This window comes from Citrobacter sp. Cpo074 (assembly GCF_030332745.1).
GTDB lineage: Bacteria > Pseudomonadota > Gammaproteobacteria > Enterobacterales > Enterobacteriaceae > Citrobacter > Citrobacter portucalensis.
The window spans coordinates 43,825-59,138 of record NZ_JAOWHG010000033.1 but is presented as its reverse complement, the minus strand read 5'-3'; the positions used below and the strand labels follow the sequence as shown (position 1 = coordinate 59,138).

Sequence of the window (15,314 nt, the reverse complement as noted above, 5' to 3'; positions counted from 1 at the left end):
TATTTTGTACGGCGCACGGTGCGCCGCTACACTATCAGCAGATTTACTTTTCGCGGCACCAGACACTGGAAGAGCATGGAAACGAAAAAAAAGAATATTGAGTATATCCCTGAGTTTGATAAATCATTTCGCCATCCGCGCTACTGGGGCGCCTGGCTGGGTGTAGCGGCGATAGCTGGGATTGCGTTAACGCCAGCGTCATTTCGCGATCCTATTCTGGCAAAGCTCGGACGGATGGTTGGACGCTTGGGAAAAAGCTCACGTCGCAGAGCGCTGATCAATTTATCCCTTTGTTTTCCTGAACGCAGCGAAGCTGAGCGCGAAGCCATTGTCGATGAGATGTTCGCGACCGCCCCTCAGGCGATGGTCATGATGGCGGAACTCGCCCTGCGCGGGCCGGAGAAAATTCAGAATCGGGTTGACTGGCAGGGCCTTGAAATCATCGAAGAGATGCGCCGCAACGATGAAAAAGTGATTTTTCTCGTTCCTCATGGCTGGGGCGTAGATATCCCGGCGATGCTGATGGCTTCCCAGGGACAGAAAATGGCAGCAATGTTCCACAATCAGGGAAACCCGGTATTTGATTACGTCTGGAACACGGTACGCCGTCGTTTCGGAGGTCGATTACATGCGCGTAATGATGGCATCAAACCGTTTATTCAGTCTGTACGTCAGGGATATTGGGGATACTACCTGCCGGATCAGGACCATGGGCCTGAGCACAGCGAGTTTGTCGATTTTTTTGCTACCTATAAAGCAACGTTACCGGCAATTGGTCGCTTGATGAAGGTCTGCCACGCGCGTGTAGTGCCGCTGTTTCCGGTGTATGACGGTAAAACTCACCGCCTGACGATTAAGGTCCGTCCTCCGATGGATGACATCCTGACAGCGGATGACCACACCATTGCCAGACGAATGAACGAAGAGGTGGAAATTTTTGTCACGCCTCATGTCGAACAATACACCTGGATACTGAAACTGCTTAAGACGCGTAAACCCGGCGAGATTGAGCCCTATAAGCGCAAAGATCTCTATCCGAAGAAATAAAAAAAAGCCTCTCAAACGAGAGGCTTTTTTACATCAAACGCTGGTGTTACTCGACAGTCAGGATACGCGTGGTGTTAGTTGAGCCAATAGTGCTCATCACATCGCCCTGTGTCACGATCACCAGATCGCCGGAAACCAGATAGCCTTTATCGCGCAGCAGGTTCACTGCTTCATTGGCGGCAACCACGCCATCTGTTTCGCTGTCAAAGTGAACCGGGGTGACACCGCGATACAGAGAGGTCAGATTCAGCGTACGTTCATGACGAGACATCGCGAAAATTGGCAGACCGGAACTGATACGAGAAGTCATCAGCGCAGTACGACCGGACTCCGTCATAGCGATGATAGCGGTGACCCCTTTCAGGTGGTTAGCAGCGTACATCGCTGACATCGCAATCGCTTCTTCAACGTTATCAAACTGCACGTCAAGGCGGTGTTTAGAGACGTTGATGCTTGGGATCTTCTCTGCACCCAGGCAAACGCGCGCCATTGCCGCGACGGTTTCCGCCGGGTACTGACCTGCTGCTGTTTCGGCAGAGAGCATCACGGCATCGGTGCCGTCGAGGACGGCATTAGCCACGTCCATCACTTCCGCACGAGTCGGCATTGGGTTGGTGATCATCGACTCCATCATCTGTGTGGCGGTGATGACCGCACGGTTCAGCTGACGCGCACGGCGAATCAACGCTTTCTGAATACCTACCAGCTCAGGGTCACCGATTTCAACACCCAGGTCGCCACGGGCTACCATCACTACGTCAGAAGCCAGGATGATGTCATCCATCGCATTCTGGTCGCAGACGGCTTCTGCACGTTCTACCTTGGCGACAATTTTCGCATCGCAACCGGCGTCGCGCGCCAGACGGCGGGCATAGTTTAGATCTTCGCCGCAGCGCGGGAAGGAGACAGCCAAATAGTCAACGCTGATTTGCGCTGCGGTAATGATGTCGGCTTTGTCTTTTTCGGTCAGGGCTTCAGCAGAGAGACCGCCGCCCAGTTTGTTGATGCCCTTGTTATTGGACAGCGGGCCACCGACAGTGACTTCGGTGAAGACTTTCATGCCCTGAACTTCCAGCACTTTAAGCTGTACGCGCCCGTCGTCGAGCAGCAGGATATCGCCAGGCACGACGTCTGCAGGCAGTCCCTTATAATCAATGCCGACTTTTTCTTTGTCGCCTTCGCCTTTACCGAGGTTGGCGTCTAACAGGAACTTGTCGCCAACATTAAGAAAAACTTTACCTTCTTTAAAGGTAGATACGCGGATTTTAGGTCCCTGCAGGTCACCCAAAATAGCTACATGACGTCCCAGTTTTGCGGCAATTTCACGGACCTTATCCGCCCGCAGTTTGTGATCTTCTGGAGAGCCGTGGGAAAAGTTCATACGTACGACGTTCGCACCCGCGGCGATAATCTTCTCAAGGTTGTTATCGCGGTCAGTTGCCGGGCCTAACGTGGTAACGATTTTGGTTCTGCGAAGCCTTCTGGACATGTAATACTCCGTTGACTGAAACAACTAGGTGTTGCGTGAACATTAATCCGGCCGTTCTCAAACATTAACGGTAAAATGAACGACCCGGATGATAAAAGGGTAGAACATTGTTATTGCTTTTAGCGGTCATCACTCTTGATGAGTAATTCTTTATCAAAACGCGATTCCTTGAGCGCTTCCTTGACACGCTTCAAGTTATCTCTAAATTTTGCCCCTCGGCGCAAAGTAAATCCTGTAGCCAGCACATCTATCACGGTCAGTTGAGCAAGTCGAGAGACCATGGGCATATAAATGTCAGTATCTTCCGGTACATCGAGGGTAATAGCCAGCGTGGCTTCACGCGCCAGTGGCGTGCCGGGAGAGGTGAGGGCGATAACCATAGCGTCGTTTTCCCTTGCTAACTGCGCCAGTTCAACCAGACTTTTGGTTCTTCCGGTATGAGAAATAAGCACAATGACGTCGTCGTCGCTACAATTCATACAACTCATCCGTTGCAGGACAATGTCGTCGGAATAGATTACCGGTACGTTAAAGCGGAAAAATTTGTTCATCGCGTCGTGTGCGACCGCGGCGGAAGAACCTAAACCAAAGAAGGCGATTTTCTTCGCCTGGGTTAACAAATCTACCGCCCGGTTTACCGCCGCGTTATCCAGCGACTGACGAACGTGGTCAAGGCTTGCCATCGCCGATTCGAAGATTTTCCCCGTATAAGATTCTACGCTGTCATCCTCATCCACATTGCGATTAACATAAGGGGTACCATTTGCCAGACTTTGTGCCAGATGCAGTTTAAAATCAGGGAAGCCGCGCGTATCCATGCTACGACAGAAACGGTTCACCGTCGGTTCGCTGACGTTGGCTTCTACAGCAAGCGCAGCGATGCTTGAGTGAATTGCCCGTTCGGGAGAGGCAAGAATAATGTCGGCGACTTTACGCTCTGACTTGCTCAAATGTTCCAGTTTTAACTGGATTTTTTCCAGCATATTCATGATGTAGGTAGACTCATGGGTCATGGGCAAAAACGATTTCAACGATAAGGAGAAATCGAGCGGTAACTCTGGTAGATAGTACCCCTGCTAGTGCAGCAACGGGGCAAAATGGACAAAATAGTTGTTGTTTTTTTTCATTACATGATCGGAGTCGGATTTTCATACTTCTTCATGGGTACGAAAAAGACGACTTTTTTATCCATTTTGATGGGTTATACGCCAATAAAGCGGCTGTTCGCGGTAACAGCACGGCTGGATAAGCGTTTACGGTTTCCGGATTCACGTAAAAGCAGTACAGTGCACTGTAATAAAATTACAACCAGTGTCTGGCAAAAGCACCAGGCACTTAATTGAGGAGAATGACATGGCGGTAACGCAAACAGCCCAGGCATGTGATCTGGTCATTTTCGGCGCGAAGGGCGACCTGGCGCGACGGAAATTGCTGCCTTCCCTGTATCAACTGGAAAAGGCCGGCCAGATTAACCCGGATACCCGCATCATTGGGGTTGGGCGTGCCGACTGGGACAAAGCAGCCTATACCAAGGTTGTGCGCGAAGCGCTCGAAACCTTCATGAAAGAAAAAATTGATGAAAGTTTGTGGGAAACCCTCAGCGGTCGTCTTGAGTTTTGTAACCTGGACGTCAACGACACCGCCGCGTTTAAGCGTCTGGGCAAAATGCTGGATCAAAAATCGCGTACCACCATCAACTATTTCGCAATGCCGCCAAGCACCTTTGGCGCGATCTGCAAAGGTCTGGGTGAAGCAAAGCTGAATGCTAAGCCTGCCCGCGTGGTGATGGAAAAACCGCTGGGCACGTCACTGGCAACATCTCGTGAAATCAACGATCAGGTTGGCGAGTATTTCGAAGAGTGCCAGGTTTACCGCATCGACCACTATCTCGGCAAAGAGACGGTACTGAACCTGTTGGCACTGCGTTTTGCCAACTCCCTGTTTGTGAATAACTGGGATAACCGCACTATCGACCACGTAGAAATTACCGTGGCGGAAGAAGTGGGCATTGAAGGGCGCTGGGGCTACTTTGACCAGGCCGGTCAAATGCGCGACATGATCCAGAACCACCTGCTGCAGATCCTGTGCATGATCGCGATGTCTCCGCCGTCCGATCTGAGCGCCGACAGCATCCGTGATGAAAAAGTGAAAGTACTGAAATCACTGCGTCGCATCGATCGTTCGAACGTACGTGAAAAGACAGTTCGTGGTCAGTACACCGCCGGTTTTGCCCAGGGCAAAAAAGTTCCGGGATACCTGGAAGAAGAAGGCGCGAACAAGAGCAGCAACACTGAAACGTTTGTGGCGATCCGTGTGGATATCGATAACTGGCGCTGGGCGGGCGTACCGTTCTACCTGCGTACCGGTAAGCGTTTACCGACCAAGTGCTCTGAAGTGGTGGTTTACTTCAAAACGCCTGAGCTGAACCTGTTCAGAGAATCCTGGCAGGACCTGCCGCAGAACAAGCTGACTATCCGTTTGCAGCCTGATGAAGGTGTCGATATCCAGGTACTGAACAAAGTGCCGGGACTGGATCACAAGCATAACCTGCAAATTACCAAACTTGACCTGAGCTACTCCGAAACCTTCAACCAAACGCATCTGGCCGACGCTTATGAGCGCCTGCTGCTTGAAACGATGCGCGGCATTCAGGCGCTGTTTGTGCGTCGAGATGAAGTTGAAGAAGCATGGAAGTGGGTCGATTCTATTACCGAAGCCTGGGCAATGGACAACGACGCACCGAAGCCGTATCAGGCCGGCACCTGGGGACCGGTTGCCTCTGTGGCCATGATTACCCGTGATGGTCGTTCATGGAACGAATTCGAGTAAAATATCATCTAGCCCATAGGTGTTATTTTACCGGTAACATGATCTAACACAGATTGTAGAATAATTTTTGCACTTTTAAGCTCCGCGTGGATTCACCCGCGGGGCTTTTTTTATTACACTGCCTGAAACGATTTTGCCCCTGAGCTACGGCTAACAAGCGATTCAGCTGCTTTTAACCCAACTGAAACACATTGTTGATCCAACGCTCTGACAGATAAATTTTAGGAGCCTCTATGAATCCGAATTTGTTACGCGTAACAAAACGAATTGTCGAACGTTCTCGCGACACGCGTTCCGCCTACCTTGCCCGTATTGAACAAGCGAAATCGACTACCGTTCATCGTTCACAACTGGCGTGCGGTAACCTGGCGCATGGTTTTGCTGCCTGCCAGCCGGATGACAAGGCCTCGCTGAAAAGCATGCTGCGTAACAATATCGCGATCATTACCTCCTATAACGACATGCTTTCCGCGCATCAGCCGTACGAACATTATCCGGACATCATTCGTAAAGCGCTGCATGAAGCCAATGCGGTAGGCCAGGTCGCTGGCGGTGTTCCTGCGATGTGCGACGGTGTGACCCAGGGACAGGATGGGATGGAGCTTTCGTTGCTGAGTCGCGAAGTGATTGCGATGTCGGCTGCTGTCGGCCTCTCACACAATATGTTCGACGGCGCATTATTCCTTGGCGTGTGCGACAAAATTGTCCCGGGTCTGGTGATGGCGGCACTGTCATTTGGTCATCTGCCTTCGATCTTTATTCCCTCCGGCCCGATGGCGAGTGGTCTGGCGAACAAAGAAAAAGTGCGTATCCGTCAGCTGTATGCTGAAGGCAAAGTCGATCGCATGGCGCTGCTTGAATCCGAAGCGGCGTCTTATCACGCACCGGGGACCTGTACGTTCTATGGCACGGCAAACACCAACCAAATGGTGGTGGAGTTTATGGGGATGCAACTGCCTGGGTCCTCATTCGTACACCCGGATGCCCCGCTGCGCGAGGCGTTGACCGCCGCAGCTGCTCGTCAGGTAACGCGTCTGACCGGTAACGGCAATGAATGGATGCCGATCGGTAAAATGATCGATGAAAAAGTAGTGGTGAACGGTATTGTCGCGCTGCTGGCGACCGGGGGGTCAACCAACCATACAATGCACCTGGTTGCGATGGCGCGCGCAGCCGGGATTCTGATTAACTGGGACGACTTCTCCGATCTGTCCGATATCGTGCCGTTGATGGCGCGTCTGTATCCGAATGGTCCGGCAGATATTAACCACTTCCAGGCAGCGGGTGGCGTGCCGGTGTTAATGCGCGAACTGCTGAACGCGGGTCTGCTGCATGAAGATGTGAACACCGTTGCCGGGTTTGGTTTGTCGCGTTACACCATGGAACCCTGGCTTAACGATGGTGAGCTGGACTGGCGCGAAGGGGCAGCGAAGTCTCTGGACAGCAATGTGATTGCTACCATCGATCAGCCATTCTCCCACCACGGCGGTACCAAAGTGCTGAGCGGTAACCTCGGACGTGCTGTGATGAAAACGTCGGCGGTTCCGGTAGAAAATCAGGTAATTGAAGCGCCCGCGGTTGTTTTTGAAAGTCAGCATGATGTATTGCCGGCCTTCGATGCGGGACTGCTCGACCGTGATTGCGTAGTCGTTGTGCGCCATCAGGGACCAAAAGCAAACGGAATGCCAGAATTACATAAACTCATGCCGCCACTTGGTGTATTATTGGACCGTTGTTTCAAAATTGCGTTAGTTACCGATGGACGACTTTCAGGTGCTTCAGGTAAAGTGCCTTCAGCAATCCATGTAACCCCAGAAGCCTATGATGGCGGGCTGCTGGCAAAAGTACGCGATGGCGACATCATTCGTGTGAATGGACAGACAGGTGAATTGACGCTGCTGGTTGATGAAGAGGAACTTGCTTCTCGTCAGCCTCACATTCCTGACCTCAGCGCATCGCGCGTGGGCACAGGCCGTGAAATGTTCAGCGCGTTGCGTGAAAAGCTGTCCGGTGCGGAACAGGGCGCAACCTGTGTCACTTTTTAAGACTTATTTTGTAATCAGGCGAGAGAAAACTCTGATGAAAAACTGGAAGACAAGTGCAGAAGCAATCCTGACCACTGGCCCGGTTGTACCGGTTATCGTGGTTAATAAACTGGAACACGCAGTGCCGATGGCAAAAGCGCTGGTTGCAGGCGGCGTGCGCGTTCTGGAAGTGACCTTACGTACCGCATGTGCGATGGATGCCATTCGCGCGATCGCAAAAGAAGTTCCGGACGCTATCGTTGGTGCAGGTACTGTACTGAATCCGCAACAGCTGGCTGAAGTAACCGAAGCCGGTGCGCAGTTTGCTATCAGCCCGGGCCTGACCGAGCCGCTGCTGAAAGCCGCAACGGAAGGCACTATTCCGCTGATCCCTGGTATCAGCACCGTGTCTGAACTGATGCTGGGTATGGACTACGGTTTGAAAGAGTTCAAATTCTTCCCTGCTGAAGCAAATGGTGGTACCAAAGCGCTGCAGGCAATTGCGGGTCCGTTCTCTCAGGTGCGTTTCTGCCCAACCGGCGGTATCTCTCCGGCGAACTACCGTGACTACCTGGCACTGAAAAGCGTGCTGTGCATCGGTGGTTCCTGGCTGGTTCCGGCGGATGCGCTGGAAGCGGGTGATTACGATCGTATTACCAAGCTGGCTCGTGAAGCAGTAGAAGGCGCGAAGCAGTAAGCCGTTAATGCGTAAACCGTAGGTCGGATATGGCATCAATGCTTTATCCGGCCTGCGGGTCTGGTTTTTATCCTGCGACTTTCACCTGTGCGGCTGCGTCTTTTGCGCGTATCACCGCATCTTCAATGCTCTGCGCTGTGGCCAGCACAACGCCCAGACGACGGCTCCCGTCGATTTCCGGCTTGCCAAAGAAACGCACTTGCATACCCGCACCTACAGCGGCTTGCACGTTATCAAACGTGATATTCTGGCTGGTAAGTTGCGGCAGAATAACGGCGGAAGCAGAAGGTCCATACTGGCGGATTTCGCCAACGGGCAGACCGAGAAATGCACGTACGTGCAGGGCAAACTCAGACAGATCCTGCGAAATTAAGGTCACCATACCCGTGTCGTGAGGGCGAGGGGAGACTTCGCTGAAAATCACCTCATCACCGCAGACAAACAGCTCCACGCCAAACAGTCCGTGACCGCCCAGCGCCAGTACCACCTTGCGGGCAATCTCCTGCGCGCGCGCAAGCGCCAGGTCACTCATCTGCTGCGGCTGCCAGGACTCGCGATAATCGCCATCTTCCTGGCGATGACCTACCGGCGCGCAGAAATGCACACCATCAACGGCGCTGACGGTTAGCAGGGTGATTTCAAAATCAAAATTCACTACGCCTTCGACGATAACGCGCCCGGCACCTGCCCGGCCTCCCTGTTGAGCATAGTTCCACGCCTCGGTGAGCTGATCGGCTGAACGGATAAAGCTCTGCCCCTTGCCGGAAGAACTCATGACCGGCTTCACAATGCAGGGATAGCCGATTTCGGCAACGGCCTCACGAAAGCGTGTTTCGGTGTCTGCAAAACGGAAAGATGATGTGGGTAAAGACAATTCTTCGGCGGCGAGGCGACGGATTCCTTCCCGGTTCATGGTCAGTTGGGTCGCTCGTGCGCAAGGCACAACGTGTTGACCTTCCTGTTCCAGTTTGATCAGCATATCCGTGGCAATCGCCTCTATTTCCGGCACGATGTAATGTGGTTTTTCACGTTCGACAAGCTGGCGTAATGCCTCGCCATCCAGCATGTTAATTACGTAGGAGCGATGGGCAACGTGCATGGCTGGCGCGTCGGGGTAACGATCCACGGCAATGACTTCCACACCCAGGCGTTGGCATTCAATCGCCACTTCTTTACCCAGTTCACCTGAACCTAATAACATCACTCGCGTTGCTGCGGGACGCAGCGCTGTGCCTAATAACGTCATAAATTAATCCCCTGTTTTATCTGGGCGCAGTATATACGAAAACGTTTGCGTCTGTCTTTATTACCAGGTTGATTTCAGGGCTTAAAAAGAATATACTGTACATAAATACAGGTAATTTAAGAGGCTGCAAAAATGGCGGTTGAAGTTAAATACGTAGTCATTCGGGAAGGTGAGGAAAAAATGTCGTTTACCAGCAAAAAGGAAGCCGATGCGTATGACAAAATGCTGGATACAGCAGATCTGCTCGACACATGGCTGGAGCAATCGCCGGTAGCGCTCGAAGACGAGCAGCGTGAAGCTCTTTCCCTGTGGCTGGCTGAGCAAAAAGATGTGCTGAGCGCCATTCTGAAAAACGGCAAGCTGCCTTCGCCACAGGCTGTCGAAAACGATGCACATACTGAGGATGATACTCAGGCTGCCTGAAACGACTTGCGCTCCTGACGTTTTGTACCATGCTTTTCCCTGAATCATTGTGCAATCTCTGACGTTATTTCACGTTGCCGCAGGCAACCTGAAGGATGAAGGGGAGATTAAGGAGAAAAGAATGTATAAAAAAAGAGCGTTATTGAGCCTGCTGTTATTGTCTGCCAGCGTATCGGTATTTGCGGCGAATATGGAAAGCAAGAATGTTCAGTTCCCCAAGTGCGAAGGACTGGATGCTGACGGTATTGCGGCAAGCGTGAAACGTGACTATCAGCAAAATCGCATCGCGCGCTGGGCTGACGATCAAAAACTCGTCGGGCAAGCCGACCCTGTCGCCTGGGTCAACACGCCCGATATTACGGGCAAAGACGGGAAATGGTCAGTTCCCCTGACGGTTCGCGGTAAAAGCGCGGATATTCACTATCAGGTAAAAGTCGACTGCAAAGCCGGAACAGCGGAGTATCAGCCGCAGTAACGCAGGTATTTGCACATCTTTTGATGACCTGAACACTTCCTGACATCCCCTCGGGTACGCTTTGATGATTATTCGTCTGTACTTGAGGGGCAAAATGGCTAATTGGCTGAATCAACTACAATCTCTTCTTGGGCAAAAAGGATCCTCCACGTCATCTTCTGGCGAGCAAGGGCTGAGTAAACTTCTGGTTCCAGGCGCGTTAGGCGGTCTGGCAGGATTACTGGTTGCCAACAAATCTTCACGTAAATTACTGAGTAAATACGGCACCAGCGCGCTTCTGGTGGGCGGCGGTGCGGTTGCCGGTACCGTGTTATGGAACAAGTACAAAGATAAAGTTCGCGCTGCGCATCAGGATGAGCCGCAGTTCGGCGTACAAAGCTCACCGCTGGATGAGCGAACCGAGCGTCTGATCCTGGCGCTGGTTTTTGCGGCGAAAAGCGACGGTCATATTGATGCTAAAGAACGAGCGGCCATTGAGCAGCAGCTTCGTGAAGCGGGCGTGGAAGAGCAGGGCCGAGTTCTGATTGAACGAGCCATTGAACAACCGTTAGATCCCCAGCGCCTGGCGCAAGGGATCCGCAACGAAGAAGAAGCGCTAGAAATTTACTTCCTGAGCTGTGCGGCGATTGATATCGACCACTTTATGGAGCGTAGCTATCTCAATGCGCTGGGCGATGCGTTGAAGATCCCGCAGGATGTTCGTGAAGGTATTGAACAGGATCTCAAAGAACAAAAACAGGCTTTACCGGGTTAATTACTTACCGCTAAGGTGCATGTTTCGCTTGCATCATTGCTGTCTTTTGCCACCCTTATAGGATGTTTAAGCAAAAGAACAATGACATGCTACCAAAAGCTTCTCGTATTCCCCACGCCATGACGCAGCATGGCGATACTCGTGTTGATAATTATTACTGGCTGCGAGATGACACCCGCTCGAAGCCAGAAGTGCTGGATTATCTGCAACAAGAAAATGCGTATGGCCGCCAGGTTATGGCCTCGCAGCAGGCTTTGCAGGATCGCGTCCTGAAAGAGATTATCGACCGTATCCCGCCTCAGGATGCATCCGCCCCCTATGTGAAGAATGGTTATCGCTACCGGCATATTTATGAACCGGGGTGCGAATATGCTATTTATCAGCGTCAGTCTGCCCTCAGTGAAGAGTGGGATGATTGGGATACTCTATTGGATGGGAACCAGCGCGCGGCACACAGCGAGTTTTATACGCTGGGAGGACTGGTGATATCTCCGGATAACACCATCATGGCGCTGGCCGAAGATTATCTCTCTCGCCGGCAATATGGCGTGCGTTTTCGCAACCTGCAAAGCGGCAACTGGTATCCGGAAGTGCTGGAAAACGTCGAAGCGGATCTGGTCTGGGCGAATGATTCTCAGACATTCTATTACGTGCGCAAGCACGAAACAACGTTATTGCCGTATCAGGTGTGGCGACATACGGTCGGCTCGCCATCGTCACGGGATGAGCTGGTGTATGAAGAAGCCGATGATATGTTTTATGTCAGCCTGCATAAAACCACCTCGCTACACTATGTGGTTATTCATATCGCCAGCGCGACCACCAGTGAGGTTTTACTGCTTGACGCAGAACTGGCGGATGCCGAACCGTTGGTCTTTTTAGCGCGACGCAAAGACCATGAATACAGTCTCGATCACTATCAACACAATTTTTATCTGCGCTCCAACCGTCAGGGGAAAAATTTCGGCCTGTATCGTACCCGCGTTCGTGATGAGCAAGCCTGGGAGACGCTGATCCCTGCGCGCGACAACGTGATGCTGGAGGGCTTTACGCTATTCACTGACTGGCTGGTGGTAGAAGAGCGTCAGCGGGGCTTAACCAGCCTACGACAGATTAATCGTAAAACGCGCGAAGTGGTCGGGATCGCCTTTGACGATCCGGCTTATGTGACCTGGCTGGCCTATAATCCAGAGCCGGAGACATCGCGTCTGCGCTATGGCTATTCCTCCATGACCACCCCGGACACGTTGTTTGAACTGGATATGGACACCGGGGAACGTCGTGTGCTTAAGCAGACGGAGGTCCCCGGATTTGATGCGGCGAATTACCGTAGCGAACACCTATGGATAACTGCGCGTGATGGCACCGAGGTTCCGGTTTCGCTGGTTTATCATCAAAAGTATTTCCTGAAAGGAAAAAATCCGTTACTGGTTTATGGCTATGGATCATATGGCGCCAGCATGGATGCCGATTTCAGCAGCAGCCGTTTGAGCTTACTGGATCGTGGCTTTGTTTATGCTATTGCCCATGTGCGTGGTGGTGGTGAATTAGGACAACAGTGGTACGAGGACGGTAAGTTTCTGCACAAGAAAAATACTTTTAATGATTACCTCGACGTCTGTGATGCGTTGCTAAAAATGGGCTATGGCGCGCCTGAGTTATGTTATGGCATGGGCGGAAGCGCCGGAGGCATGTTAATGGGCGTCGCCATTAATGAACGCCCGGAACGCTTCCATGGTGTTATTGCTCAGGTGCCGTTTGTCGATGTGGTAACCACAATGCTCGATGAATCAATTCCCCTGACGACCGGTGAGTTTGAAGAGTGGGGTAATCCGCAGGACGAAGAGTATTACACCTATATGAAAAGCTACAGCCCGTATGACAATGTAACCGCGCAGGCATACCCACATCTGCTGGTCACGACGGGATTACACGATTCCCAGGTGCAATACTGGGAGCCAGCAAAATGGGTGGCAAAACTGCGTGAGCTGAAAACGGACGATCGTTTGCTGCTACTTTGCACGGATATGGATTCCGGACACGGCGGTAAATCCGGGCGTTTTAAATCTTACGAAGGCGTGGCCCTTGAGTACGCTTTTTTGATTGGACTGGCGCAGGGAACGCTGCCTGCTCAGGCGTGATCCAAATAGTGTTTTAGCGTTAATCGCAGTTCCGGGCTCATATTGTCAAGGTTATTAAATAACCAGCGCAGATAGCCCGGATCGCGTTCAGCTACTTCTGATACCGGTTTTCCGCGGTACTTACCAAAAGTGAAAGTAGTGAGTAACGCGGGACGGCCGGTAATATCGACCATTTGATCGGCTGTCCAGCCTGACGTCTGCATGATGTCGATCAGCAGTGCCGCAGTAATGTAGCAATCGTACAGGGCGCGGTGATGGTGGAGACCTGCTGGCGTCTGGACGCTCAGCTTGCGCGATTTATACAGCGCCATGTTGCTGTATTTGATCCCCGGCCACAACCGACGGGAGAGCTTCATGGTGCAAATCCATTCCCCGGGCATATCGGGCAATACGCGGCGGTCAAAGCTGGCATTGTGCGCCACGTACCACTCGCTGCCGTAATACTGCGGGATGACGTCTTCAATCCATGGCTTATCGGCCACCATTGCTTCAGTAATGCGATGTATAGCCATCGCCTGTGGGCTGATGGGGCGGTCAGGGCGTACCAGGTGGCTCATGGGGTTGACTATTTTTCCGTCAACCACGTCGACAGAAGCAATTTCAACAATGCCTCCCTGTAGACCACAGGTTTCTGTATCTATTATGCGCAACATGCCATGCTCCTGACCCAAAACGACTAGCGTAATGGAATGATATCACCTTGCCAACCCCGTGGCGTGCGTTGGCCGGTTAACAGCAACGAACCGCTGTCTGCGCGAACAATCAATCGACCTCGTTCATCCCATAACGCACTGCTACCCCGCGCATTGGCCATTAATACCGCGATGGCGAATTTATGTGAGAAACTTTGTAGACGAGATGTAGAGGAGAGCAGTTCCGGTTCACTGACTGACTGGCAGCTGGTGAACAGCGAATAAGCCGGGTCGATATCAATGCCTTCCGGTTGGCTATCTACAACGCTGATGGCATTTCGCTGTCTGGCAATACAAGCCCCGTGGCTCTGATGGAAGGTTAATGGCGAAGTCATCCAGGGAGAGAAAAGCGCAATGCCTTTCACGAACCGGTTGTTATGTTCTACCGGTAGTCCCGCAATTATCGTCATGCGATAAGTCGCGGCGGCATGTGCGAGAGGTTCTAACAGCGCTTCATCGGGTGGGGCAGGAAGCGCGTCATTCTCATCAACACAACCCAGCAATGAGAGGGAAGGGAAGACCAGCAATTCACATTGGCATTGAGCTGCCGCATGAATGAATTGCAGGTGATGCGCGACATGTTCGGTAACTGAGGTGTGAAGAGGTTCGTATTGTGCTGCTGCGATTTTCCAGTATGACATAATGATTTCCTTTTCATAGTGTCTACAACCATCCTTAATGTGTGGATTAAGAATATGCTTATACTGTAGCAGGCGTCATGTAAGGAATCGTAACGTAATATAAGTTTTATTTAACTTTAGGCTCGTATGGTAAACGTGAAAGCGAAACGGATGCCAGGCGGTGCGCGATGAGTCTTTCGCGGAACCAGTCGCGTAAATGCTCTGGCTGTTCGCGTTCAACAACTTCTGCAACAACGGGCATATTGTATCGCTCCTTAAATGCCACTCCAGCCGCAGCCAGATCGACATTGACCTTATCCATTTCCGCTTGCTCAAGTTTGGCCAGATTGATGTTCATGGGCTTCTCCTTTTCTCTGTCTTTCGGCGCGCAAAGTTACTAAGAGTGTGCGTTAATGGCAAGACAGAAATGATGATTCTCGACTCGACCATTGTAGAAGGTTATTCTCTACAAGTTAGACATAACAAAAAGGAATAGTTGAAATGGCTTCATCTGCATCTATGCTTCGCAACGCGCTCATCGTACTCGCCAGCGTTCTGGCAACACCTGCGGCATTGGCGCATGCCCACCTCACAAAACAAAGTCCGGCGGCTAACGCTGAAGTGGCGGCATCTCCTCAGGCGTTGACGCTGAATTTTTCTGAAGGCATAGAGCCGGGATTCAGCGGTGCAACGCTGACCGGTCCTAACAAAGAACAGATCAAAACGGGCAAGGCATCGCGCAGTGAGCAGGACAAAACGCAGCTGATTGTTCCGCTTGATCAAACGCTTGAAGCAGGAAAATATACGGTCGACTGGCACGTTGTCTCCGTGGATGGTCACAAGACGAAGGGGCAATATACCTTTAGCGTGAAATAAC

General features: G+C 51.8%; 15 protein-coding genes. 9 read left to right on the top strand and 6 right to left on the bottom strand.

Features of this window, described 5'->3' with window-relative positions; translation table 11 throughout:
• Positions 1-75: 75 nt before the first annotated feature.
• A complete protein-coding gene (lpxM, locus tag OGX83_RS14540) occupies positions 76-1,047 on the top strand; it encodes a lauroyl-Kdo(2)-lipid IV(A) myristoyltransferase (RefSeq protein WP_071446178.1) in 972 nt (323 codons plus the stop codon).
• A gap of 46 nt (positions 1,048-1,093) precedes the next feature.
• Here the strand turns inward: lpxM and pyk are convergent, their stop codons facing one another.
• Together pyk and OGX83_RS14530 are read right to left on the bottom strand one after the other, a co-directional pair.
• Positions 1,094-2,536, bottom strand: a complete 1,443-nt coding sequence (pyk, locus tag OGX83_RS14535; RefSeq protein WP_003034890.1) for a pyruvate kinase — start codon at positions 2,534-2,536, stop codon at positions 1,094-1,096.
• 119 nt (positions 2,537-2,655) lie between these two features.
• Positions 2,656-3,525, bottom strand: a complete 870-nt coding sequence (locus tag OGX83_RS14530) for a MurR/RpiR family transcriptional regulator (protein ID WP_003034893.1) — start codon at positions 3,523-3,525, stop codon at positions 2,656-2,658.
• Between the two features lie 364 nt (positions 3,526-3,889).
• Between OGX83_RS14530 and zwf the strand changes: the two genes are divergently transcribed.
• The 3 genes from zwf (at position 3,890) to kdgA (ending at position 8,086) form a co-directional block, all read left to right on the top strand.
• Positions 3,890-5,365 carry a glucose-6-phosphate dehydrogenase gene (gene zwf, locus OGX83_RS14525; protein ID WP_003833817.1) on the top strand — a complete coding sequence of 492 codons (1,476 nt, stop codon included), beginning with the start codon at positions 3,890-3,892 and terminating at the stop codon, positions 5,363-5,365.
• 233 nt (positions 5,366-5,598) lie between these two features.
• Positions 5,599-7,410 carry a phosphogluconate dehydratase gene (edd, locus tag OGX83_RS14520; RefSeq protein ID WP_286588384.1) on the top strand — a complete coding sequence of 604 codons (1,812 nt, stop codon included), beginning with the start codon at positions 5,599-5,601 and terminating at the stop codon, positions 7,408-7,410.
• 34 nt (positions 7,411-7,444) lie between these two features.
• Positions 7,445-8,086: a bifunctional 4-hydroxy-2-oxoglutarate aldolase/2-dehydro-3-deoxy-phosphogluconate aldolase gene (gene kdgA, locus OGX83_RS14515; RefSeq protein WP_003034901.1), complete on the top strand. Its 642-nt coding sequence runs from the start codon at positions 7,445-7,447 to the stop codon at positions 8,084-8,086.
• A gap of 67 nt (positions 8,087-8,153) precedes the next feature.
• On the opposite strand, the gene purT is transcribed toward kdgA, so the two are convergent.
• On the bottom strand, positions 8,154-9,332 hold the full coding sequence (gene purT / locus OGX83_RS14510) for a formate-dependent phosphoribosylglycinamide formyltransferase (protein WP_079934737.1): 1,179 nt from the start codon (positions 9,330-9,332) through the stop codon (positions 8,154-8,156).
• A 132-nt stretch (positions 9,333-9,464) separates the two neighbouring features.
• Here purT and yebG point away from each other — a divergent pair, with 132 nt between their 5' ends.
• The 4 genes from yebG to ptrB all read left to right on the top strand — a co-directional run bounded on the left by yebG (position 9,465) and on the right by ptrB (position 13,125).
• Entirely contained in the window at positions 9,465-9,755 is a 291-nt protein-coding gene (yebG, locus tag OGX83_RS14505; protein ID WP_032943780.1) for a DNA damage-inducible protein YebG, read from the top strand.
• A gap of 121 nt (positions 9,756-9,876) precedes the next feature.
• Complete coding sequence (yebF, locus tag OGX83_RS14500; RefSeq protein WP_020996626.1) at positions 9,877-10,230, top strand: protein YebF; 354 nt, start codon at positions 9,877-9,879, stop codon at positions 10,228-10,230.
• A 94-nt stretch (positions 10,231-10,324) separates the two neighbouring features.
• Entirely contained in the window at positions 10,325-10,984 is a 660-nt protein-coding gene (locus OGX83_RS14495; protein ID WP_048235202.1) for a tellurite resistance TerB family protein, read from the top strand.
• Positions 10,985-11,070: 86 nt separating this feature from the next.
• Positions 11,071-13,125, top strand: a complete 2,055-nt coding sequence (gene ptrB, locus OGX83_RS14490; RefSeq protein ID WP_286588382.1) for an oligopeptidase B — start codon at positions 11,071-11,073, stop codon at positions 13,123-13,125.
• Here the strand turns inward: ptrB and exoX are convergent.
• The 3 genes from exoX to OGX83_RS14475 form a co-directional block, all read right to left on the bottom strand.
• Positions 13,116-13,778, bottom strand: coding sequence for an exodeoxyribonuclease X (exoX, locus tag OGX83_RS14485; protein WP_003833802.1), 663 nt, complete (start codon positions 13,776-13,778; stop codon positions 13,116-13,118). The genes ptrB and exoX overlap by 10 nt on opposite strands.
• A gap of 23 nt (positions 13,779-13,801) precedes the next feature.
• Entirely contained in the window at positions 13,802-14,458 is a 657-nt protein-coding gene (locus tag OGX83_RS14480) for a carbon-nitrogen hydrolase family protein (RefSeq protein WP_008785043.1), read from the bottom strand.
• A gap of 106 nt (positions 14,459-14,564) precedes the next feature.
• Positions 14,565-14,795, bottom strand: a complete 231-nt coding sequence (locus tag OGX83_RS14475) for a DNA polymerase III subunit theta (protein ID WP_003034925.1) — start codon at positions 14,793-14,795, stop codon at positions 14,565-14,567.
• 143 nt (positions 14,796-14,938) lie between these two features.
• Between OGX83_RS14475 and yobA the strand changes: the two genes are divergently transcribed.
• A complete protein-coding gene (gene yobA, locus OGX83_RS14470; RefSeq protein WP_286588379.1) occupies positions 14,939-15,313 on the top strand; it encodes a CopC domain-containing protein YobA in 375 nt (124 codons plus the stop codon).
• The last annotated feature ends 1 nt before the right edge of the window (position 15,314 follow it).